General features: G+C 57.2%; 18 protein-coding genes, 2 tRNA genes and 1 pseudogene. 5 read left to right on the forward strand and 16 right to left on the reverse strand.

The genetic code is table 11. The features are described from left to right. Positions 1-630 precede the first annotated feature (630 nt). Genes ACV4UY_RS07590 through hemA form a run of 3 tightly spaced genes read right to left on the reverse strand, consistent with a single transcriptional unit; the run spans position 631 to position 3,488 of the window. A complete protein-coding gene (locus ACV4UY_RS07590) occupies positions 631-1,119 on the reverse strand; it encodes a hypothetical protein (RefSeq protein ID WP_491607004.1) in 489 nt (162 codons plus the stop codon). A gap of 7 nt (positions 1,120-1,126) precedes the next feature. Then, positions 1,127-2,218 (reverse strand): peptide chain release factor 1, encoded by a 1,092-nt coding sequence (prfA, locus tag ACV4UY_RS07595; protein WP_491607005.1) that lies wholly within the window; start codon positions 2,216-2,218, stop codon positions 1,127-1,129. 4 nt (positions 2,219-2,222) lie between these two features. Continuing rightward, positions 2,223-3,488: a glutamyl-tRNA reductase gene (gene hemA, locus ACV4UY_RS07600; protein WP_491607006.1), complete on the reverse strand. Its 1,266-nt coding sequence runs from the start codon at positions 3,486-3,488 to the stop codon at positions 2,223-2,225. Positions 3,489-3,834: 346 nt separating this feature from the next. On the opposite strand from hemA, the gene ACV4UY_RS07605 reads away from it, so the two are divergent. The 3 genes from ACV4UY_RS07605 (at position 3,835) to ACV4UY_RS07615 (ending at position 4,780) form a co-directional block, all read left to right on the forward strand. After that, positions 3,835-3,911, forward strand: a tRNA-Pro gene (locus ACV4UY_RS07605). A gap of 89 nt (positions 3,912-4,000) precedes the next feature. Then, a tRNA-Arg gene (locus ACV4UY_RS07610) sits at positions 4,001-4,076 on the forward strand. A gap of 200 nt (positions 4,077-4,276) precedes the next feature. Continuing rightward, positions 4,277-4,780, forward strand: a complete 504-nt coding sequence (locus ACV4UY_RS07615) for a peroxiredoxin (RefSeq protein WP_491607007.1) — start codon at positions 4,277-4,279, stop codon at positions 4,778-4,780. A gap of 42 nt (positions 4,781-4,822) precedes the next feature. Here ACV4UY_RS07615 and ACV4UY_RS07620 read toward each other — a convergent pair whose 3' ends face one another. Further along, positions 4,823-6,277, reverse strand: a complete 1,455-nt coding sequence (locus tag ACV4UY_RS07620; RefSeq protein ID WP_491607008.1) for a sigma-54-dependent transcriptional regulator — start codon at positions 6,275-6,277, stop codon at positions 4,823-4,825. Between the two features lie 232 nt (positions 6,278-6,509). On the opposite strand from ACV4UY_RS07620, the gene ACV4UY_RS07625 reads away from it, so the two are divergent. Next, positions 6,510-8,201: a carbamoyltransferase family protein gene (locus tag ACV4UY_RS07625; RefSeq protein WP_491607009.1), complete on the forward strand. Its 1,692-nt coding sequence runs from the start codon at positions 6,510-6,512 to the stop codon at positions 8,199-8,201. Next, a complete protein-coding gene (locus ACV4UY_RS07630) occupies positions 8,198-9,187 on the forward strand; it encodes an alpha/beta fold hydrolase (protein WP_491607010.1) in 990 nt (329 codons plus the stop codon). The genes ACV4UY_RS07625 and ACV4UY_RS07630 overlap by 4 nt, the downstream gene beginning before the upstream one ends. A 31-nt stretch (positions 9,188-9,218) precedes the next feature. Here the strand turns inward: ACV4UY_RS07630 and ACV4UY_RS07635 are convergent, their stop codons facing one another. The 12 genes and pseudogenes from ACV4UY_RS07635 to rpmH all read right to left on the reverse strand — a co-directional run bounded on the left by ACV4UY_RS07635 (position 9,219) and on the right by rpmH (position 21,388). Further along, positions 9,219-10,358, reverse strand: a complete 1,140-nt coding sequence (locus tag ACV4UY_RS07635; RefSeq protein WP_491607011.1) for an ABC transporter permease — start codon at positions 10,356-10,358, stop codon at positions 9,219-9,221. Positions 10,359-10,810: 452 nt separating this feature from the next. Next, a pseudogene (locus ACV4UY_RS07640) lies at positions 10,811-11,029 on the reverse strand (helix-turn-helix domain-containing protein); the annotation flags it as partial. Positions 11,030-11,204: 175 nt separating this feature from the next. Further along, positions 11,205-12,038 (reverse strand): type II secretion system protein N, encoded by an 834-nt coding sequence (locus ACV4UY_RS07645; protein WP_491607012.1) that lies wholly within the window; start codon positions 12,036-12,038, stop codon positions 11,205-11,207. Positions 12,039-12,056: 18 nt separating this feature from the next. Beyond that, complete coding sequence (locus tag ACV4UY_RS07650) at positions 12,057-12,983, reverse strand: ParB/RepB/Spo0J family partition protein (protein WP_491607013.1); 927 nt, start codon at positions 12,981-12,983, stop codon at positions 12,057-12,059. A 5-nt stretch (positions 12,984-12,988) separates the two neighbouring features. Continuing rightward, positions 12,989-13,753, reverse strand: a complete 765-nt coding sequence (locus tag ACV4UY_RS07655) for a ParA family protein (protein ID WP_491607014.1) — start codon at positions 13,751-13,753, stop codon at positions 12,989-12,991. After that, positions 13,750-14,436: a 16S rRNA (guanine(527)-N(7))-methyltransferase RsmG gene (gene rsmG / locus ACV4UY_RS07660; protein WP_491607015.1), complete on the reverse strand. Its 687-nt coding sequence runs from the start codon at positions 14,434-14,436 to the stop codon at positions 13,750-13,752. Before rsmG ends, ACV4UY_RS07655 begins: the two co-directional genes overlap by 4 nt. Positions 14,437-14,443: 7 nt before the next feature. After that, entirely contained in the window at positions 14,444-16,291 is a 1,848-nt protein-coding gene (gene mnmG, locus ACV4UY_RS07665; RefSeq protein WP_491607016.1) for a tRNA uridine-5-carboxymethylaminomethyl(34) synthesis enzyme MnmG, read from the reverse strand. Between the two features lie 288 nt (positions 16,292-16,579). Then, a complete protein-coding gene (gene mnmE, locus ACV4UY_RS07670) occupies positions 16,580-17,971 on the reverse strand; it encodes a tRNA uridine-5-carboxymethylaminomethyl(34) synthesis GTPase MnmE (RefSeq protein WP_491607017.1) in 1,392 nt (463 codons plus the stop codon). Positions 17,972-18,901: 930 nt separating this feature from the next. Continuing rightward, positions 18,902-20,557, reverse strand: coding sequence for a membrane protein insertase YidC (yidC, locus tag ACV4UY_RS07675; protein ID WP_491607018.1), 1,656 nt, complete (start codon positions 20,555-20,557; stop codon positions 18,902-18,904). A gap of 15 nt (positions 20,558-20,572) precedes the next feature. Further along, positions 20,573-20,782, reverse strand: a complete 210-nt coding sequence (gene yidD, locus ACV4UY_RS07680; RefSeq protein WP_491607019.1) for a membrane protein insertion efficiency factor YidD — start codon at positions 20,780-20,782, stop codon at positions 20,573-20,575. An 85-nt stretch (positions 20,783-20,867) separates the two neighbouring features. Next, on the reverse strand, positions 20,868-21,248 hold the full coding sequence (rnpA, locus tag ACV4UY_RS07685; RefSeq protein ID WP_491607020.1) for a ribonuclease P protein component: 381 nt from the start codon (positions 21,246-21,248) through the stop codon (positions 20,868-20,870). A gap of 5 nt (positions 21,249-21,253) precedes the next feature. After that, positions 21,254-21,388, reverse strand: a complete 135-nt coding sequence (rpmH, locus tag ACV4UY_RS07690; RefSeq protein ID WP_420906292.1) for a 50S ribosomal protein L34 — start codon at positions 21,386-21,388, stop codon at positions 21,254-21,256. Positions 21,389-21,464: the final 76 nt, after the last annotated feature.

Genomic DNA, 21,464 nt, shown 5'->3' on the forward strand with positions numbered 1-21,464 from the left:
GGGCAAAGTCCAGGGGTAAAGTTCAGGGGCAAAGTCCAGGGGCAAAGTCCAGAGGCAAAGTTCAGGGGCAAAGTCCAGGGGCAAAGTCCAGAGGCAAAGTCCAGGGGCGAAGCCCCTGGCAGGGTCCAGGGGCCCATGGCCCCTGGTGGGGTCCAGGGGCGAAGCCCTTGGGACTCTTCTTTTGCCTTTCGCGCGCTTTACACGACAAGCGCTTTTTCGCGCTTTTTGCGAAAAAGTGCGCAGCGCGCGCCGTCCCATGTGCCCCCTCCGTTGCCCGCCAGGGCAATGGAGGGGGCGAATCGCCCTCGGGAGGCGAACCGCCTCCGGCGGCCTGTTTGGGGGCCATGTTCGCGGGAACGTTTCGCCAAAGGCGCGAAACGTTCCCGCAGCCAAGGCTGCGCGCAGCGATTTTCACAAAAAACGTGAAAATCGCTTTTTTGAAGAGCGCGCCAAAAGACTAAAGACAAAGACTAAAGACAAAGACTAAAGATCAAAGACTAAAGACAAAGACTAAAGACAAAGACTAAAGATAGAACCTCGGAGGCTCTGCCTCCGAACCTCCGCCGGGGACCTTGCGGTCCCCGGACCCCTGCAACAATGGAGAGTCTGAATTCCCCAAACACCCCCTCCCTACTCACCCGCCGGCAAAGCCACCAATACCCCAAAAGTACCAAGATGCTCCCACTTTTTCCGGTCAAGCTGATCATACACCTTGAAAAACCACAACCCCGGCGTAAACTTGCCAGTAATGGCACCAGCAGCAGTGTACATGGGCAAATGATCCTCCTTGGCAACCTTCACCGGAGGATAGTCAAGCCGGGTGACAACCTTGCCATCCTGATCCAAAACATCTACCTTGAAATGATGCTCCCCACGCACGGTCAATACCAGATCAAGCACGAAATAACCAGCCATGCCATTGGTGTTGGTGCGCAGAGTCTTGACCACCGACATCGGTTGCATGGTCTCACCCTTCTGCACCATGCGATCCGAAAAGTAGGCGTTGGCAATGTAGGCCGACTGACGGAAACTCTTGGCCAGAACCATGTCGCTCGTCAACCACGTTCCGATGCCAAGCAACCAGGCCAAGCCAATTCGAATCGCGGTGGAGCGTATCATGGTTGGGTCACTCCTCGGCCATGCGTGCCAACTGTTCTGCCTGATGATGCGCAATCAGAGAGGTGACCATTTCACGCAACTCCCCTTGCATCACACTGTCAAGCTTGTGCAACGTCAGATTGATCCGGTGATCGGTGATGCGATTCTGCGGAAAATTATAAGTGCGGATCCGCTCCGAACGATCCCCGGAACCAACCTGATCGCGTCGGTCGCGGGAACGCTCGTCATCGACGGCACGCTGCTCCATGTCGAACAACCGCGCCTTGAGCACCTTCAAGGCCTGGGCCTTGTTTTTGTGCTGAGACTTTTCGTCCTGACAGGTGACGGTGATGCCGGTGGGAAGATGGGTGATACGCACCGCCGAATCGGTGGTGTTGACACTCTGCCCGCCAGGTCCGGAAGAACGGAACACGTCAATGCGCAGATCGTCGCGCTCGTTGATGACCACTTCCACCTCGTCCGCCTCGGGCAGCACCGCCACGGTGCAGGCCGACGTGTGAATGCGTCCACCCGCCTCGGTGACCGGAACCCGTTGCACCCGATGAACCCCGGATTCAAACTTGAAAGAGGACCAGGCCCCCTTGCCGGAGATCATGACGATCACCTCCTTGAAACCACCCAAAGGGGTCGGACTGCTCGACAAGGGTTCCAGACGCCAACGGTTCTGTTCGGCGAAACGCCCGTACATGCGCATCAGATCGCCGGCAAACAACGCCGCCTCCTCGCCACCAGTGCCGGCACGGATCTCCAGGATCACGTTGCGCCCCTCGTGGGGATCCTTGGGGATCAACAACAACTCCAATTCCGGAATTTTCTCTTCCAGACGGGATTTGAGCCGATCCACCTCCTCGCGCACCAGCCGTTTCATCTCCGGATCGCTTTCGGAATCCTCCAGCATGGCCTCGGTGTCGCGAATCTCCTCCTCGAGTTTCAAATAATCAAGCCACGCCTCGACCAACGGGTCGAGATCCGAGAACTCCTTGCTCAGTCGGGCGAATTCACTGGGATTCTCGCGGGTGGCGGACTGTCCCAGCAAGGCGCTCAACTCGGCATGGCGACGCCGCAAGGTATCGAATTTCCGCAACAACGAATCGCTCATGCCATCACGTCCGATCCAGTTGAAACAGCTGACGCGCCGCGTCCACGTAAAGATCCCCATCCGGTTCGGCGGCCAGATGCCGCAGGCGACTCAACGGCGCATGCAGGATTTTGTTGACCAGCAGCCGACCGAGTTGCTCGATCCGCTTTTGTTCGTCCGGGGAGATGTCGGGCCAGGAGGCCAGGGTTCGGGCCACCTCCTGATCGCGGATCCCCTCGAGTTTTTCACGCAACGCGGTCAGAACCGGAGCCAGATCCAAGGTTTCGAGCCAGCGCATGAACTCCAGACAACGTTGCTCCACGATCACCTCGGCGGCGGTCATCTCGCGTCCACGGTCCTTGAGGTTATTTTCGACGATCCGGGTCAGATCATCAATGTCGTACAGATAGGCGTTGTCCAGATCGCCGATGGCTGGATCCAAATCCCGCGGCACGGCGATGTCGATGAGGAATTGGGGTTTCTGACGCCGTTTTTTCAAGGCGGCCTTGATCATCGGCGCGGTGACCACATGTCCGGTGGCCCCGGTCGAAGAGAGAATGATGTCGGCTTTGTCGAGATGAGCTTCGAGATCCGAAAGCACGAAGGCATCGCCGCCAAAGGCCTCGGCCAGGGCCACGGCGCGCGACAGGGTGCGGTTGGCGACCAGAATGGAAACCCCGTCGGTCACAAGGTGTCGCGCGGCCAGTTCGCACATCTCGCCCGCGCCGATCAGAAGACAACGACACCCTTTGAGATCCCCGAAGATGCGGCGCGCCAGCGACACCGCCGCCGAAGCGATGGAGACCGGATTGCGGGCGATGCCGGTTTCGTTGCGCACCTGTTTGGCGGCATGAAAGGCGTGCTGGAAAAATTTTTCGAGGATCGCGCCAGAGGTGGCGGCCTCGTTGGCGAGTTGATAGGCCTGTTTCATCTGGCCGAGGATCTGGGCCTCGCCGACCACCAATGAGTCGAGGCTGGCGGCAACGCGAAAGCCGTGACGAACCGCGTCGCGGTCATCGAGCTGATAGAGATGGGCTTCGAGCTGTTCGGCCTCCAGAGCGCGATTCTGGACGAGCCAGGCGCGGATCGAGGCCGCAGTTCTGTCGGGTTGGGGTCCGGCGGCATAGATCTCCACGCGGTTGCAGGTGGAAAGCAGCGCCACCTCGCGCAAACCGGGCATGTCACGCAATTCGGCCAGACAGCCGGGTAACTCCTCGTTGGAAAAAGCGAGGCGTTCCCGAACGGCCACGGGCGCGGTTTTGTGGCTCAAGCCGACGATGACGATCTTCATGAAAGCCGTTTCAATGGTTCCGCTTCGAGTGCCGCGAGTCGCCGCGCGCGGCTCTCATTCGACCCAAGCCGCCGCAATCGATCATTATAGCTCCAAAATTGCCGGTTTTCCATCACTCCGTGCCATGCTTCAAAAAAAAGTCCGCATCTTTTTCTCGCTTGGACTATTGCCCAGGGAACCGGTTTTGGGTTACGATTTTCTGCTTTTTGCTCTGGGGAACGCCCGAAGGGAGGTTCCCGGAGCAAAGGTGCGGGGGTTCTCCCCCAGCAGACAACGATTTTCTAGGCACTCCCGCGCGGGAGTGTTCTTGGCTGGCGGGGTTTTGCTCCGCTCCCGCCAGATCAGTCGGGGTGTGGCGCAGTCTGGTAGCGCATCGGCTTTGGGTGCCGAGGGCCGGAGGTTCGAATCCTCTCGCCCCGACCATTTTTTCTCTCCACGAGGCCCTGTCCCTTGGCATGGCCTCAAGCGTACAACGCAACCGGGATGGCCGGGAGCTTCGCCCCTCTACGTACGCGCCCGTAGCTCAATGGATAGAGCATCGGCCTTCTAAGCCGGTGGTTGCAGGTTCGACCCCTGCCGGGCGCGCCAAAGAAATCAGGCAACCAGAACCCCATTGTCGCAGGGGTCCGAAAACGGCAAGGTTCCCGACTTAAAAGTGCCCGGGCAAAACCTTCGGGTTGTGCCTTCGATTGTCGCGCGTTCCACAAACAAAACGTTTCTTCGCGCCTTTTGCGAACAAACGCGGCGCGCGGTCTTGAAATGAACCGATCAAAAAGGAGACTTCCGCCATGCTGCAACCCGGCGACACCATCCCGGACCTGAGCGCTCCGGATCAGAACGACCAATCCCTGCCGCTCCGGCAACGCCTGGGTGCAAAAGGGGCGGTCATCTACTTCTATCCCAAGGACAACACCCCAGGCTGCACGGTCGAGGCCAACGATTTCCAGACCCTCGGCGCGGAATTCGCCGCGATGGGGTTCACGGTGATCGGCATCTCCAAGGATTCGGTCAAATCCCATGTCAACTTCCGCACCAAATACAATCTGCAATTCACCCTGCTGAGCGATACCGACGGCGCCTTGTGCGAAGCCTTCGGCGCCTGGCAGGAGAAGAAAAATTACGGCAAGGTCTACATGGGCATCGTCCGTTCCACCTTCATCGTCGATGGCCATGGGGTGGTCCGCAAGGTCTATCCATCGGTCAAGACCGCCGGACACGCCGCCGCCGTGCTCGCGGAGGTGGATCGGTTGTCGCTTGACATGCCGGTGGATTCCACCTGCAAACGGGCATGACGACAGGGAGCCCCCCTCACGGGCTCCAACCCCATACCCCGCTCACCCTTCCCCTTCCCCCTCGCCTTCCCGCTTCTTGCGCAAACGCTGATTGAGCGCCTGCCGGGAGATCCCCAAATAGGTGGCCGCCATCCCCTGATTGCCGCCCGAACGATGCAACGCCTCGGCGATCAAGTCACGCTCCACCTCCTTCAAGGTGGGCAGACGACCACTCAAGCCCCGAAAGATCCCCTCTCCGTCGATTGGCACGACCACCGCGCCCGTCCCCTTTTCCACCCCGTTTCCGGATGAAGCCCGCAACGACCGGCGAATCGACTCCAACGACACCTCGCCGACGCTTCCACGCGCCACGGCATCGAAGATCATCGATCGCAACTGCCGGACATTGCCGGGAAAAGAACCAGAGGCCAACAACGTGAACAACATCGGCGGCGCCTCAGGCACCTCGCGATTCAGACTCCGGGCCGCCTCGACCAGAAAATGACGCGCCAGGGGAGCGATATCCTCGGGCCGTTCACGCAAGGGGGGGATCTCGACCCGATGCACCTGGAGCCGGAAATAGAGATCCGAACGAAACCGCCCCTCGTCCATCATGGCGTCCAGATCGCGATGGGTGGCGCACAGAACGCGCGCCTCGCTGACCTTGGCCACGTCCGAACCCAGAGGGTAGTATTTGCGCTCCTGCAACAAACGCAACAACTTGACCTGGGATGTCTGACCCAGATCCCCGATCTCGTCGAGGAACAGCGTGCCACGTCCGGCCTTGGCGATCAGGCCGGTGCGGGAGTCGTCCGCGCCCGAATAGGCCCCTTTCTTGTGACCGAACAGGGTGTCGGAGAAGAGGGAGTCGTCCAACCCCGCCGCGTTGACCGGAACCAGTTCGCCACCGCGCCCGCTGATGCGATGCAACGCCTCGGCGATCAACTCCTTGCCCACACCGGTCTCACCGGTGATCAACACCGGCTCGCCGGTGGAGGCGATCGCTTCCACATATCCGAACACGGCACGCATTTTGGGACTGACGGTGACGATCGCGGCAAAGGCATCGGCATGCTCGAGCCGCCCGGTGAGCAGGGAGCGTTTCAGGGCGCCCACCTGACGCCGCAGATCCCGCCACTCCAGAGCCTTTTTCACGCAGGCGACGAAACGATTCTCTTCAACCGGCTTGATCAGAAAGTCGAAGGCGCCATCCTTCATGCAGCCGACCGCGGTGGAGACCTCCTCGGTGGCGGTCATGACGATCACCGGCGTGTCGGGATGGTGCTGCACGATCCGCGGCAGCAGCTTGGCGCCACCCAGGGTGGGCATGTGCAGATCCAACACCACGGCGGAGACCTCGCGCCGGGCCATCAGGGGCAACAGCTCGCGACTTTGCTCCAGGGTGATGATCTCGCCGACTCCGGCGCCACGCAGCATGTGTGAGGCGAGCATCAGGATGTCGGGATCATCATCGACCAGCACCACCGCCGGATCTTCAGGCACCGACAAGGCATTCACGATCCATCTCCCGGAAGACAATGGCGAAGGGGCGAAAGCGGAAGATCCATGCGCGATCTCGCCGCCAGATCGGAATTTCATGCACCCAGATCATCCGATCCACGGCGATTCAACCAGACCAGGGCGCGGAGGAGCAAGGAATTTTCGTACCGTGGCGCACTTGTCATGGAGAGGTACGGGGGTGGGTTCTCTTCACAGCATGAAAATTTGACTTCCCCCCTGGATTGATCGCATGATGCGTCACGGGGCCGTGGGGTCCGACACGCGGGTACTTTTCAAGATTCGAGGCATCGATATGTTCATCCTGGGCATCGGCGGTTTCATGCACGATTACAACTGCGCCATCATCGACGTGAAGGGACGTCGGGTGGCCATGTTCGAGGCCGAGCGGCTCTCCAGGCGCAAGCATCACGTCATCCGCGAGGATGACGATCTGTTGGCCCCGATCGAGGTGTGTCTCAAGGCCCTGGACATCGGTTTGCGTCACATCGACGTGGTGGTGTTCGGTCATGCCGACCCGTTCCCCTGCAAGGCGTGGCTCAAGGAGCGGATCGGCTCCAAAAAGCGATACATCGAAGCCGATCACCATCTTTGTCATGCGGCGGGGGCGTTTTTCGCGTCCGGATACGACTCTGCCGCCATCGTCACGCTGGACGGCTTCGGCGATGGCGCCAGCGGTCTTCTGGCCCATGGCCGCGGCACTTCCATCGAGGTTCTGGAGCGGCTCGACGACCAGAACAGCATCGGCCTGGAGTACACCCGCGCCACCTATCATCTCGGACTGGGCGGATATGGGGCCGAGGGGAAAACCCAGGGGTTGGCCCCCTACGGCGAACCTACCCTGTTCGCGCGCTACATGGAACAGATCGAGATCCTGCCCAGTGGTCTGATACGCCTGGGCGATCAACTGCGCACCGAGGTGTCGCGTCTGGCGGTCGAGGGCGGATATCTGAACAGCCTGTTGATGAACAACGATTTTCTCGATGAACACCTCTCCCGGCGCATCGATCCGGAACCGATCACCCAGGAACACATGAACCTGGCCGCCAGCGTCCAAAAAATGCTTGAGAACGTGGCCGGTCGTCTGTGCGACATCGCCCGCAAGCGCACCGGCGAATCCGATCTGGTGTTGGGGGGCGGGGTGGTGATGAACTCCTCGCTCAACGGCAAGCTGCTGGAACAGGGATATCGACGCATCTTCCCCCTGCCCATGGCCTCGGACCGGGGGATCGGACTGGGTGCCGCCCTGTATTATCTTCACCAGGTGCTCGGCGAGCCGCGCTTTTTCAAACTCGATTCGGTCTTTTGCGGTCACGCCTTTTCGGACAAGCAGGCCGAGGCGGCAATGCGCAAGGTCGGTCTGCGGGTGGTGCGCGATGGGGATGTGATCGAGACCGCGGCCCGCACCCTGGCCGAAGGAAAGATCATCGGCTGGTTTCAGGGCGCCTCCGAGATGGGTGCCCGTGCCCTGGGCAATCGCAGCATCCTGGCCGATCCGCGCCGCGCGGAGATGAAAGACATCATCAACGCCCGGGTCAAGCATCGCGAGTGGTTCCGTCCCTTCGCGCCGGTGGCCCTGGCCGAGGATGCTCCGGCCTATTTCACCTATCCACCCGAAGTGGCGGATCTGGATTTCATGACCTTCACCACCCCGGCCACCGAGCGGGCCAAACAGGCCTGTCCGGCGGTGGTACATGTGGATGGCACCGCGCGTCTCCAGGTGCTTCGGGTGGGTGAAACCCGTCCCTACGCCGCCCTGATCCGCCGTTTCGGGGAGCTGACCGGGGTGCCGGTGCTGCTCAACACCAGCTTCAACGATCAGGGCGAACCAATCGTCGAGAGTCCGGAAGACGCGGTACGCACCTTCATGAAGGCCGACATGGATCTGTTGTGCATCGGCGGGGTGTTGGGGTACAAGAAATGAACCCGCGCCAACTGGTTGCCAACTGGCGTTCCCACTTGCGCACATGGCTGGCCAACGGGCGCAAGTTGCGTGCCCGCGCCGACGAGCTGGGCTGGAAAGAGGCGGTGCGCCTTTCGGTGATCAATGCCCTGCGCACCCAAGCCGAAGCCGTCCCTTTGGCGAACTATCGGACCAGCCACTATTTTCAGAACGTGGTCTCCCACGAGGTCGAAGCCGCCCGCGCGCAACGTCGTGCCCGCGAGGCCGAGGCCCTCTCCATGCACGACGCCTCAAACATCGACAAGATCTATCCGTTGGTCTTCCATCACGGTGACCGGTTGATCCGTTACACCCGCCTGCCGGCCAGGAAGGCATCGAAAGGGTTGATCGTCTTTTTTCACGGTTTCAACGCCTGGTTCCACACCGGACCGTTGCGGCCTTTCGACCATTTCGATCTGCTCGCCCCGTGGGATACCTTTGGTTGGAAACGTCAGGGGAGTTGGTTTTGGGGCGAAAAGGGGAACGGTTTCGTGGCTGGGATGGTGCAAGCCCTGATCCGGCGGGAGTGGACCGATCCCAACCAGCCGCTTTTCTGCATGGGGAGTTCCATGGGCGGTTTCGGCGCGCTCCATCACGGGATCGCGCTCGGCTGTCGAGGGATTTACGTCATGGCCCCCCAGGTGGATCTCAAGGCCAAGATCGAGGATTACGGTTTGGAAAATCGCGCCAATCCGTATGGTTTCCTGCGTGGCGAGAGTCTGGATTCGGTTCCGGATCTGCTGGCCCTTGCCGACGCGCAAGAAAAACTGCCGCCGTTGTTCCTGATTCAGGATCTCTACGATCCGGTCAACGAATTCTCCCGGCATGGAGAGCGGTTGCTGGCGTGTTATCACCGCAAGCGCGCCTGGTATGGATTGCGGGTGCATCCCGGTGCGCGTCATGATGGCGACGGTTCCCAGGCCGAGGCGGAGCTGTTTTTTTCGTTGGTGTTGGATAAGCAGGGCTGATCACGGCCAGAACCGGGACACTCACCCAAACTCAATCCAATGTCTCACGATAACGCTTGAGCGCAATCAGACTCACCACCAACATGAACACCCCCAATACCCCCACTTCGCCGATGATCTCCATCGGCCCGTTCCCCTTGAGCATCACCCCACGCACAATGCGCAGAAAATGGGTCAAAGGCAATACCTCACCTATGTTCTGCGCCCACTCGGGCATGCCGCGAAACGGAAACATGAATCCGGAGAGCAGGATGTTCGGCAGAAAATAGAAGAATCCCATCTGCATGGCCTGCAACTGATTGCGCGCCAGAGTCGAAAAGGTGAAGCCCACCGCCAGATTGGCGGCAATGAACACCACGCTCGCCAACATCAACACCAGAAGGTTGCCCACCACCGGCACATCGAAAATCACCCGCGCCGCCACCAGAATCAGACTCATCTGGATGTAACCCACCACCACATACGGCAAAATCTTGCCCAGCATCACCTCCGCAGGTCGCAACGGGGTGACCAACAGATTTTCCATGGTGCCACGCTCCCGCTCGCGGGTCACCCCCAACGCCGTCATGATCACCATGGTCATGGTCAACACCACTCCCATCAACCCCGGCACCACGTTGAACTGGGTGATCCCCTCCTGATTGTAACGCCGATGGACCTTCAACTCGAACGGCGGCGGCCCGACCCGCAACCCGGACAACGGCCCGGTCAACTCCCGATCCAGGGCGTGCCAGGCCAGGGCTGTCACCGTGCCCAGAGCGTTGGAGGTGGCGGCGGGATCGGTGGCATCGGCCTCGATCAGAAGTTCCGGACGTTCCCCCCGCGCCACCGAGCGGGAAAACCCTTCCGGAATCGTCACCACGAATTGTGCCCGTCCCAACGCCAGCCCCTTCTCGATCTGGATTTCATCCCCGCTGGTTTCGGTGACCCGGAAATAGCCCGAAGCCTGCATCTGGGCCATCAGCGCACGCCCGAAAGGACCGTGATCCCGATCCAGAATCGCGGTAGGCAGATTCCTGGGGTCGGAGTTGATGGCAAAACCGAACAGGATCAACTGCACCATCGGAATCATCACCATCATGGCAAAGGTGAGGCGATCCCGGCGCATCTGAATGAACTCCTTGAACATCATGGCGCGCAACCGATACCAGGAAAAGCCGTGTCCGTGCATGATGGATGCCTCGCGCAGATGGTCTGATGCCGCATGGACCAACCGGTATGATCCGGTCGTGTACTTGTCAAGACTTGATCTGACAAATGCGACCTATGCGACAGCCCGTTTGTCTGTCTGATGAAGTCGCTCTAAAATTTTCCCCTGAGCCAGTTTACTGGCATCCAGGAAAGTCTGCATTGAGGTCTTGCCGTAGCAGTACCTGTCAGAGTGAACCCGTTCATTGTTGTACAGATCGATCCATGCATCCAGGTCCGTTTGCAATTCATCCAGGCTGCAATGGCACTTAGATAGGAGATTTGTTTTCGATTTCAATTGACTGTGACATCGACCCCCTGATGGTTCATGATTAACGTGACTAAGTGTCAAACCATGACCAAACAGGCGGTCGATTATGTTCCAGTCTACTCGGTCCCTCTGTCGGTCAGAATGCGCAACAAGGGGACGTCCTGCTTTTCGTACCACGGGATCACACGGTTCTTTAAGATCGGCTTCTTGCGGCTGATCTCCTGGAGTGCCCGTGTGCCGCCCTTGTCGTAAAGCGCTTTGAAACGGTAAAAGCTATCCCTGGAGTAGCCCATCACCTTGCACGCCTGGGACACACTCCCCAGCATCTCTGCCAGGTTCAATAATCCGACTTTGTTCTTGATGATCTTCTCTTCGGCATTCATCGCTGACATCCTCCTTGGTTGGTTTGCGTCCATCCTACCAGAAATGTCAGATTAAGTCTTGCCTGCTACAGAAAACAAGGCTCTCAAACGAAGCAACCTCCGAAAAATCGTTCAAACTGCCTTGCAACGCAAAGCGGCTGGGTGATCATGGAGTTGACGGCCTTCTTTGGGGGACTTACTTCTGCCGGCTGAACTCGAACGCGTGCGATTCGTTCCCGCGTCGCACCGTGAACTGCATCATCTGAGCCGATCCCAATGTTCCTAATACTGCCATCCCCTTCATCGGATCCGTCAACTCCACCCCGTTCACCCAGGTCACCACATCCCCTGCCTGTACCCCGAACTGCTGCAAAAAATTCGGATCCCGACCCGGAAAAAGTTGTACCCCACCAAATTGTCCGTTAATGAACACCGGCTCGATTCGAATATTCTCCAAAATGCTTTCCGGACTCTTCTCGAACTGATTCCACAATGTCCCGATCAATTCCTGCGTCTCGCCCGATACCTGCTTGTGCGTTTTAGACTCCATCACCGGTCCGGACTCAAGCTTTGGCAACAGCAACGTCTCTAACCGCCCCTGGTGCTCCAACACCACACGGTCCCACGAAACACGCACAAGTATCGCCGGACCCACCCGATCCCCTACCCCGTAGGAGCCCTCAGGAATTCCCTCTCCACGGATCAACCCCCGCCACAACACCGAGCTTTCCGAGTCGTAAAGAATCCCCATCAGACGCGCATTCAACCGGGTCACAGGAGTTTCGGGAACCGTTGTCTTACGGACAGTCATGCCTGTGGTGGTGGGGCCCCCAAAGAGGCCTTGTACGCCCTCCCCCATCCCACCACTCGAGCGCTGCTTATCGCCAAGTGCTCCCCTCCCCTCCCCCGTCGCGTGATCAATAATCGCAATCGACTCTGGAACGACAAGGCGCCAGCTCCACTCCGCTGCCTCCCAAGCGAGCAGGGCAATCAGGGCCAGTCTTGACCAGAAGGCCAGGCGCGCAATCATCTCCCCATCGCCCAACGCCTACTCCGAGATCCTCAACAATTGATCCGCCAACCCCTCCAACTCCTCCAAGGTCGCATATTCCACGATCACCTTACCTTTTCCCTTGAGATGCGTGATGGAAACCTTGGTGCCGAGCGTTTCGGTCAAACGCTCCTCGATGGAGAGGATCATCGGATCCTTGCGACGCTTGGCCAAGATAGGACTCCCTTCCTCATCTGCCACGGACATCACTTCTTCGCCAGGCTCGACCTGCTTCGCCTCCTCCTGCTCAAGTGTGCGCAACAACTCCTCGGTTTGGCGCACCGAAAGATTCTGCTCGATCACCATTCCGGCAACCCGATCCAAAAGCTCAGGCTTGCTTTCCAAACGTACCATCGCTCGAGCATGTCCCATGCTTAAATGAGCGGACTCGATCAACGCCAAGATCGACTCAGGCAAACGCAACAGACGCAGCAGATTGGTGATCGTTTCCCGACTCTTGCCGATGCGCAGCGCTGTCTTCTTGTGGCTATAGCCAAATTTTTCGATCAGCTGGGCGCATCCGCGCGCCACCTCAACCGGATTGAGATCCTCCCTCTGTACATTCTCCAGAATGGAGATCTCCAGCATCTGTCGATCACTCATGCGTCTGAACATGGCCGGAATCTGATCCAACCCGGCCAACTTAGCCGCACGCCAACGACGTTCACCGGCAATCAACTGAAACGCCTCTTCGAACGTTGGCTTGTGACGAACGATGATCGGTAACAGTACACCCTGCTCCCGTATTGAATCCGCCAATTCGCTCAACGAGGCTTCGGAAAAATTTTGACGCGGTTGATATGGATTTGGAAAAATCTGATCAATTGGAATCATCAAGATTTTTTCTTTGACTGAGGGAGCCAGAGCAGCTTCGCCAAGCAAGGCAGCCAGTCCCTGCCCCATGTCAGTTTGTAAGCTTTTCATGATTCTCAATCCTTGTGTTGCAGTTCAAGAGTTAATTGCAGATAAGCTCTCGATCCAGCCGACCAGGGATGATACCAAACACCCGGACGGCCAACCGATGGAGCAATGCTTAAATTGGGATCGCGCGGAATGATCGTTGCAAAGGTCTGGCTGGCAAAGTGGTGCCGAACCTCTTGTTCGATTGCAAGATTGCTGGGGTTGAGCTGATCATGCATGGTCAACAGAATCCCCTCCATCTCCAGAGAGCGATGGATGCTCTTTTTAATGATCTCCATGGTGCGCAGCACTTGACTCAACCCTTCCATGGCATAGTACTCGCATTGAAGGGGGATCAGAACACCATGCGCAGCAGCCAGGGCATTGAGGGTCAGCAGACCCAGGGAAGGAGGACAATCCACCAGAATGGTGTCGTACTCCCCCTCCAGATTCTTCAACCGCTCTCGCAATCGGTATTCACGACTCTTGGTGTTCACCAGTTCTACCTCAGCGCCACTCAAGTCAGCCGTGGAGGGAATCACTCCCAACATACCACTGCCCACAATAGCACGGGTTGCCTCCTTCCAACTCGCTTGACCAGTCAGGACATCGTACACCGTGGGGAGATTGCTCTCCTTGGAGATACCGAAAGCTGTGGTGGTATTGCCCTGTGGATCGAAATCGACCAGCAACGTTCTTTTTCCGGTTGCTGCAAAAGTCGCCGCGAGGTTGACCGCAGTGGTGGTTTTTCCCACGCCACCCTTGCGATTGACAATGGCAATGATCTGTTTCATCCCTTCACCCCTGTTTCACGTGGAACCTTGCGCAACTGAACGATCACCCCTTCACCTCCAAAGGGCGAGGTATGGATGAGCGGTTGGTTGAAAAAGGATGACTGCTTGCCATGCGCAAATTCGGATAACTCATCATACACTCTTCTGCCCTTCATCGCCAAGCAGATGCCGTCTACTTTAAGAAGAAGTCTGGAGAGTTTGGCTAGTCTATCCAGATCCGCCAAGGCTCGACTTGTTGTGCAATCAAACGTTCCATGCAGTTCCATGGCCTCCTCGACACGCCGCTTATGCACAACCACCCGGTCGCCCATGGCAAGTTCAGAGGCAATAAATTGAAGAAATCTCGCCTTTTTCTGATTGGCTTCGAAAAGGTGGAATTGTCTTGATGGTAATGAGAGTGAAGCCAGCACAATCCCTGGCAATCCCGCTCCGGAACCCATATCCGCGATTATCCCGGTCTCAGGCAAAAAGGGTATCAGCGAGGATGAGTCAAGCAAGTGTCGGGTCAACAGCTCTCGAACTGCCGCAGGACCTATGAGATGATAGGTTTGATTCCAGCGCAGCAATTGCTCCACATACCGTTTCAGCTTCTCCTCGCTGTCAGAATTCAATTCGAAAACCAGGCGCAGTGCTGCAAAGAAAGCCTGCCAGTCATACGTAATGGCGTTGTGGATTGTGTTCATGCCAATCTCAGGAACATTTTACGCCCGCCTTCAAGTGGATCATCAACACCGAGATGGCTGCGGGTGTTGAACCTGGAATGCGATAGGCTTGGCCAAGGGTTCTGGGACGGATTTTCATCCACTTGAGACGCAACTCCGTAGACAAACCCGGTATACCCATCCAATCGAGGTCTTCTGGTATTCGGATAGACTCCGACTTGCGAAATCGTTGAATCTCATCCTGCTGACGTGTCAGGTAACCGGCATAGCTGGCTTCGGTATCCAGGGTATCTCGGATCTCATCTGGAACCCCTTCCAAACCAGCCAACTCAAAAATGCGATGCGACGACAGCTCCTCACCTCGCAACCACTCCCAGGCACTCTTTCTATCCCGACCATCTGCAAGCCCGGTCTCCTGCGCATGAATGCGGGTGGCTTGCAGTCGTGTGCGCGTTGATTCCAAAAGCTCCTGCTTGGCTATGAAGGTCTGCCAGCGTGTATTGTCAATCAAACCGATCTCCCGCCCCAAGGGTGTCAAGCGTGTATCGGCATTATCCGTACGCAGCAGCAAACGAAACTCCGCGCGTGACGTGAACATCCGATAGGGCTCATCCACTCCCTTGGTAACCAGATCATCGATCATCACACCCAGATAACTCTCCGAGCGATCAAAGCGAATCGGTGCCCGATTTTGATGAAAGCGCGTTGCCTGGATTCCTGCAACAAGCCCCTGACCAGCCGCCTCTTCATACCCGGTCGTGCCATTGATCTGACCCGCCAGATAGAGCCCTTTCACCCCCTTGACTGCCAAGGCATCATCCAACTGGATTGGGTCCACCATGTCGTATTCAATGGCATATCCAGGTCGGATGATCACAGCGCGCTCCAAACCCTCTATGGAACGTACCAGGTCGTGTTGAATATCAATCGGCAGACTGGTGGAGATGCCATTTGGATAGATCTCCTGGGTGCGCCACCCTTCGGGCTCAAGAAAGATCTGGTGGCGATCACGCTCTTTGAAGCGAACCACCTTGTCCTCGATCGAGGGGCAATATCTAGGACCGATTCCTTTGATCTGACCCGAGTATAGCGGAGCCCGGTGCAGATTGCTGGTAATCAGCTCATGGGTTTTCTCATTGGTGAAGGCAATGTGACAAACGACCTGTGGGCGACAGATCTCTTTTGTCACATGGGAGAAGGGAACGGGTGGCGTTTCGCCCGGCTGAGGTTCGAGACGCGACCAATCGATGCTGCGGCCATCCAGGCGTGGTGGAGTCCCGGTTTTCAGACGATGAAGAATCAGACCCAGTTCCCGCAATGAATCGCTTAAGGTCATGCTTGGCGCATCGCCAAGACGACCAGCTGGAAAGATATGTTCGCCGATATGGGCCAAACCACGCAGGAAGGTTCCAGTTGTCAAAACAACCGCAGAGGCACAACAGGGATATCCCCAGTCGGTCATAACGCCACAAACACGATCCCCTTCGATAAGCAGGCTTGTCGCTTCTCCTTGACGAATGGTGAGATTGGGGGTGGCATCCAGGGCAGCACGGGTTTCCCGTCGATAGTCGAGCTTGTCCATCTGCGCCCGTGGACCTCGAACGGCAGGTCCCTTGCTGCGATTTAGAATGCGAAAATGAATGCCAGCGCGATCCGCCAGCAAGCCCATGATGCCGCCCAAGGCATCGATCTCTCGCACCAAGTGACCCTTGCCGAGCCCACCAATGGCTGGATTGCACGACATCTGTCCCAGAGTATCGAGATTATGGGTGAGCAGAAGTGTATGGGCGCCCATGCTTGCGGCGGCATGAGCGGCCTCGCAACCAGCATGTCCGCCACCTACGACGATGATGTCGAAACGGTGAGTGCCCAGCATTGGTATCCAGAATTGAAAAAGTATGTCGTGGTTTGGACGCGTGGCAAGAGAGATCAAGACAGCGGATAGTATCAACACCAATGCAGGGTAGCAAGGGTTTGGGCGTGCGGATGGGTGAGGGTAGGGGGATTACAAGCGAAAAGGAGAGGGGTTAGGAAATGGAAAACTTATAAATTTGATGTTCCACGTGAAACATCAACCAGGAAGAGAACTCATCCATGAGCGGGATGTTCCACGTGGAACAATGTTGAACGGAGTTTAAATGAAAACATATAATTTAGATTATAATTATTTTCCGATACAAAAAGAACTAAAAATGCGATCCAGCAGCGCGTCATGGGTGATATGGCCGATAATCTCTCCCAGAGCTTCCAACGCCGCGCGCAGAGGGAGGGCCGTGATCTCTCTTGGTCTATTATGCATGATCAGGGTTTCGCACTCAATCAGGGAGCGCAGGGCGCGTGTCAGGGCCTCCTTTTGACGTGCCGCCAGGATGATAACTCCTTCGCCATCCACCGGTACAGGCAACAGCAGGCGCCCTATCGCCGATTCCAGCTCATCCAACCCTTCACCAGTACGAATCGAGACCCGTGCCGTGGGCATGGTAGCGGTGATGTGCAAGTCATATGCGCCGGTATAGAGATCCATCTTGTTCCAGACCACGATGGCATGGCTATCGGCCACGTCGTTCAGCAAATCCTGATCTTCAGAGGTGAGTCCGGATTCAGCATCCAGGAGCATCAGCACCCCATCCGCTTGGCGCAATTTTTCGCGCGTGATCGCGATGCCTTCGGCTTCAATCGGTTCATCGGTGGTACGCAGACCGGCGGTATCCAGCAAGATAACGGGGATACCCGCGATCTCCAGGCTGCTTTCGATGCAATCACGGGTGGTACCTGGAGTAGGGGAGACAATGGCGCGTTTCCGACCCAGCAAATGGTTGAACAGACTTGATTTGCCAACGTTCGGTCGTCCGATGATGACCAAGTGGAACCCCTCGCGCAATCGTTCCCCCAATGGTGCTCCGCGCAGAAGCTTTCCCAGCGCTTCGGTGGCCTGACTCAGTTCCTGCAGAATCATGGGGGAGGGGAGGGGATCGATATCCTCATCGGCAAAATCTAGGCTGGCTTCAACATGCGCCAAGACGGTCAGCAGGCGTTCCCGAAGGGTTTCGATGGGTTGTTGGAGTGATCCTTCCAATTGGCGCAGGGCTTCGCGAGCCGCGCGCATGGAGGAGGCATTGATGAGTGCGGCGATGGCTTCGGCTTGGGTGAGATCGAGTTTGCCATTCATGCAGGCTCGGCGTGTGAACTCGCCGGGCTTGGCGGGACGGATGCCGATTTCGCCCAAGATTTCCAGAGTGCGTTGAATGAGGACCAGCGCGCCATGTCCCTGAATTTCCACCACCTCCTCGCCGGTGTAGGAGTGGGGGGCGGGAAAGTGGACGACCATGGCCTGATCAAGGGTTTGATCGGTCTGTGGGTCGATGAGATCCAGGCGTTTGAGGAGGCGTGGTGTCAGGTCTGAGTGGGAGACTGGGTAGCCATTCGGATGGCGCAGGATGGGATACAGGCGATTGAGGAGTTGGAAACCGCTGATGCGGATAATGGCGACTGCGGAGGTGCCGGGAGAGGTGACCAAAGCGGCGATGGGGTGATCGTCGAGGATGGTGGGAAGCATGAGACGGGTCGGAGTATGGTACGGAATAAAATGGTTGCAGGGGGCCGGGGACCGAAGGTCCCCGGCAGAGGTTCGGAGACGGAGTCTCCGAGGTTTTGTTTTCGCCTTTCGCGCGCTCTACAAAAGAGCGTTTTTTCGCGTCTTTTGCGAAAAAACGCTGCGCGCCGCCTTGGCTGCGGCATCGTTTCGCGCCTTTGGCGAAACGATGCCGCGAACATGGCCCGGAATCAGGCCACCGAAGGCGTCTATTCCGCCCCCTTCATTCCCTGACGGGCAAGGGCACATAAAACCGTGCGCTTGCGCCATCTTTCGCAAAAAACGCGAAAAATGGCTTATGATGCAAAAAGTGTTGGAGACTGGTATCCACGCCCCTCTGATCTTTCATCATTGAGGGGTGTTGCGACTCCACAACATGGCCGTTATCGTAAAAGCGCGCGAAAGGCAAATGAAAAGTCCCAAGGGCTTCGCCCTGAACCCCACCAGGGGCCACTGGCCCCTGGTATATGGACCATCAGTTTTCCATAGGCCCTCGGCACTATGAAGGCCAGGGGATCCTGATGATCCAGAGTTCTAGAAATTTCCGGCGCGGCAGTCCGTCTATGTCCTTGTATATTGGACCATCAGTTTTCCATAGGCCCTCGGCACTATGGAGGCCAGGGGGTCCTGATGATCCAAAGTTCTAGAAATTTCCGGCGCGGCAGTCCGTCTATGCCCCTGAATCCCGTCAACTGTTAGCCTAGCCCCCCAACTGGGGCCAGTCCAGGTATGAGTCCCCCGTAAAAAGCCATTTTTGGCAAAAAACGGACTTCGCAACCTGTTGATTTTGCTAAATCATGTCCACCATGAATACCGGGTAAAGGGACTTTTGCGGGGGACCCAGGTATGCCTGATCAACTCATATGTCTGGCCTGCCGACCGACCTACCCGCACTCACTTCTCCAACTTCATGATATAGCCCTGCTGGGCGATGGAGAGCACATTATTGACCAACCAATAAAGCACCAATCCTGCCGGAAAGCTCAAGAACATGAAGGTGAACACAACCGGCAGAAAGAGCATAACCTTGGCTTGGACCGGGTCGGCAGGTGCCGGATTCATCTTGGTCTGGATGAACATGGAAATGCCCATCAAAATCGGCAAAACGTAGTAGGGATCCATGATGGAGAGATCCTGAATCCACAAAAACAATGGTGCCTGCCGCATCTCCACAGAAAGAAACAACACCTTGTAAAGAGCGAAGAAGACCGGGATCTGCACCACGATCGGCAGGCATCCACCAAGTGGATTGACCTTGTTCTCCTGGTACATGCGCATGGTCTCTTGTTGCATCATCGCCTTGTCGTGGCTGTAGAGCTTTTTGATCTCCTCGAGTTTTGGCGCCAGTTTTTTCATGGCGTTCATCGAACGATAGCTCTTGGTGGCCAACGGAAAGAAAAGGATCTTGATGATGACGGTCAACAGAATGATCGCGACACCGTAATTGTGGAGAAAATCGTTGAAAAACAATAGGATTTTAACCAGAGGCACCGCCAGGAAATGGAACCAGCCATAGTCGATGGAGCGCTCCAGCGTCAGGCCCAGGGCTTCCAGGTTGCGGATCTCCTTGGGACCGATAAACAGTCGCGTGGACTTCTCGATCATTCCGCCCGCACGCAACTCCTGCTTGCCAGCCACGATTCCAACCCGATGGGTGGGATCGTCAAAATCGAAATAATACTTCTTGGTACCGCTGTTCGCTTCGGGCACGATGGCGGCCAGAAAATATTTATCGCTGAATCCTACCCACCCCTCCTGGCCATTGATACGCTGATCCTGTTTTTTAAGATCCTCGTAGATATGTTGCACGCGCGCACCATCCAGGTAGCCCATCGGTCCCTCGAAATCAACCGGGGCCATGGCCTGCTGATCGGCGGGTTTGGGCTCGATGCGCGCAAAATGGGCGAAGTGAAACAACACCACCGGTTTGTCCAAGGAGTTGGTAACCCGATCGCTGGTAGTGATCAGGTAGGAGTTGGTTTGAAAGGTGAAGATCTTTTCGAATTTCAAACCCTTTCCATTTTCCCAGACCAGGGTGAGCGGGGCATTGGGACCGATTTTGCCGCTGCCGACCCGTGTCCAGACCGATTTGCGATTGGGCAGATCGACGCCGACTTCGCCGAGAAAACCGCTCTCTTCGAAAAAGAGATGATTGCCGGTTGGGCTCAGGAATTCGATAGGTTTCCCTTCTGGCGGCAACTTGTCAAAATTCTTTAAGAATTTGGCCTGGGTGAGGGTTGCGCCGAGGTTGGAGATCTGGCCGGCGATCACGCCGTTGTCGAATTCGAACCGTTGCTCGCGTGGATCGATGACTTTTTCCTGCGAAGTGGTCGTGTGGGCCTGCGGGGGTTTGGCAGCATCGACGCTAGCCTGATCCTGAATCGATTTCTCGATGGATTGGCTCTCCTTGGGCTCCTGTTTGACCTCCTTGGCCTGTTGTTCCGTGGTTTGGGCAGGCTGGGGCGGGTTCAGGTAGAGATCCGAGACGGTCTGGAAGACGATCAGGAGTAGAAACGACAAGGTGATGGCCAGGAGAGTCCGACGATCCATGGAGGTATCCTAGATTCAAGGGACGGGGTCGAATCCGCCGGGGTGGAACGGGTGACATTTTCCCAGGCGGCGCAGGGTGAGCCAGCTCCCCTTGAGCGAGCCATGACGAAAAATGGCATCGGCGGCATAGTGGGAGCAACTCGGGTAGAACCGGCAACTGCTGGGCAGCACGGGGGAGATCAGAAGCTGATACAGACGGATCAGGCCGAGAAGAAGTTTTCGCATGGCAATCAAATCATCAGGATGGGGATCCCCCATCGCCTCCACCCATGAATCTCCCCTCCGGGGTTCATCCACAACCCGTGCATGGTCATGCCGGATCAAGCGGACGAGCAGCCGATTTTTCCAGCCGGCTGAACAGATCGCGCAGGTCGTCATGCAACTCGGCGTTGATGGTGCGACCGGCCTGGGGTTTGGCGATGACCACGCAATCGTATCCCGAGGCAAACCGCAGACGACACAGACGAAACTGTTCGCGGATCACACGTTTGACGCGCGTGCGTTGCACCGCGTTGCCCACCTTGCGGCTGACCGTGATGCCCAGTCGGGTTTGGTCGGACTGGACAGGGAGGGTCAACAGGATAAAAAATTGGGTAGCGATCCGTCGCCCACGGGAGGAGACCCGCTGAAACTCTCCGGAAACGAGCAGCCGGGCGGATTTCGGAAAACGGAAATCCGACGTATCCGGCATGTCGATTATGGGATCAGCTTGCGACGACCCTTGGCACGGCGACGGGAGAGCACCGCGCGACCATCGTGGGTTGCCATGCGCGCCCGGAACCCGTGGGTGCGATTGCGACGGATTTTGCTGGGTTGAAAGGGTCTTTTCACGGTTTAAGGATCCTTCTGCCTTGATTTGTATTGAACGGACCATCCATTATGCAATTTTTCCTTTGTCGCGTCAAGC

The sequence above is a fragment of the Candidatus Magnetaquiglobus sp. genome, assembly GCF_058402785.1.

Bases quoted from the DNA above. Each gene is read 5' to 3' on its own strand.
- ACV4UY_RS07590 (WP_491607004.1), bottom strand. From the start codon at position 1,119: ATGATACGCTCCACCGCGATTCGAATTGGCTTGGCCTGGTTGCTTGGC.
- prfA (WP_491607005.1), bottom strand. From the start codon at position 2,218: ATGAGCGATTCGTTGTTGCGGAAATTCGATACCTTGCGGCGTCGCCAT.
- hemA (WP_491607006.1), bottom strand. From the start codon at position 3,488: ATGAAGATCGTCATCGTCGGCTTGAGCCACAAAACCGCGCCCGTGGCC.
- ACV4UY_RS07615 (WP_491607007.1), top strand. From the start codon at position 4,277: ATGCTGCAACCCGGCGACACCATCCCGGACCTGAGCGCTCCGGATCAG.
- ACV4UY_RS07625 (WP_491607009.1), top strand. From the start codon at position 6,510: ATGATGCGTCACGGGGCCGTGGGGTCCGACACGCGGGTACTTTTCAAG.
- ACV4UY_RS07630 (WP_491607010.1), top strand. From the start codon at position 8,198: ATGAACCCGCGCCAACTGGTTGCCAACTGGCGTTCCCACTTGCGCACA.
- ACV4UY_RS07635 (WP_491607011.1), bottom strand. From the start codon at position 10,358: ATGCACGGACACGGCTTTTCCTGGTATCGGTTGCGCGCCATGATGTTC.
- ACV4UY_RS07645 (WP_491607012.1), bottom strand. From the start codon at position 12,038: ATGATTGCGCGCCTGGCCTTCTGGTCAAGACTGGCCCTGATTGCCCTG.
- ACV4UY_RS07650 (WP_491607013.1), bottom strand. From the start codon at position 12,983: ATGAAAAGCTTACAAACTGACATGGGGCAGGGACTGGCTGCCTTGCTT.
- ACV4UY_RS07655 (WP_491607014.1), bottom strand. From the start codon at position 13,753: ATGAAACAGATCATTGCCATTGTCAATCGCAAGGGTGGCGTGGGAAAA.
- rsmG (WP_491607015.1), bottom strand. From the start codon at position 14,436: ATGAACACAATCCACAACGCCATTACGTATGACTGGCAGGCTTTCTTT.
- mnmG (WP_491607016.1), bottom strand. From the start codon at position 16,291: ATGCTGGGCACTCACCGTTTCGACATCATCGTCGTAGGTGGCGGACAT.
- mnmE (WP_491607017.1), bottom strand. From the start codon at position 17,971: ATGCTTCCCACCATCCTCGACGATCACCCCATCGCCGCTTTGGTCACC.
- yidC (WP_491607018.1), bottom strand. From the start codon at position 20,557: ATGGATCGTCGGACTCTCCTGGCCATCACCTTGTCGTTTCTACTCCTG.
- yidD (WP_491607019.1), bottom strand. From the start codon at position 20,782: ATGCGAAAACTTCTTCTCGGCCTGATCCGTCTGTATCAGCTTCTGATC.
- rnpA (WP_491607020.1), bottom strand. From the start codon at position 21,248: ATGCCGGATACGTCGGATTTCCGTTTTCCGAAATCCGCCCGGCTGCTC.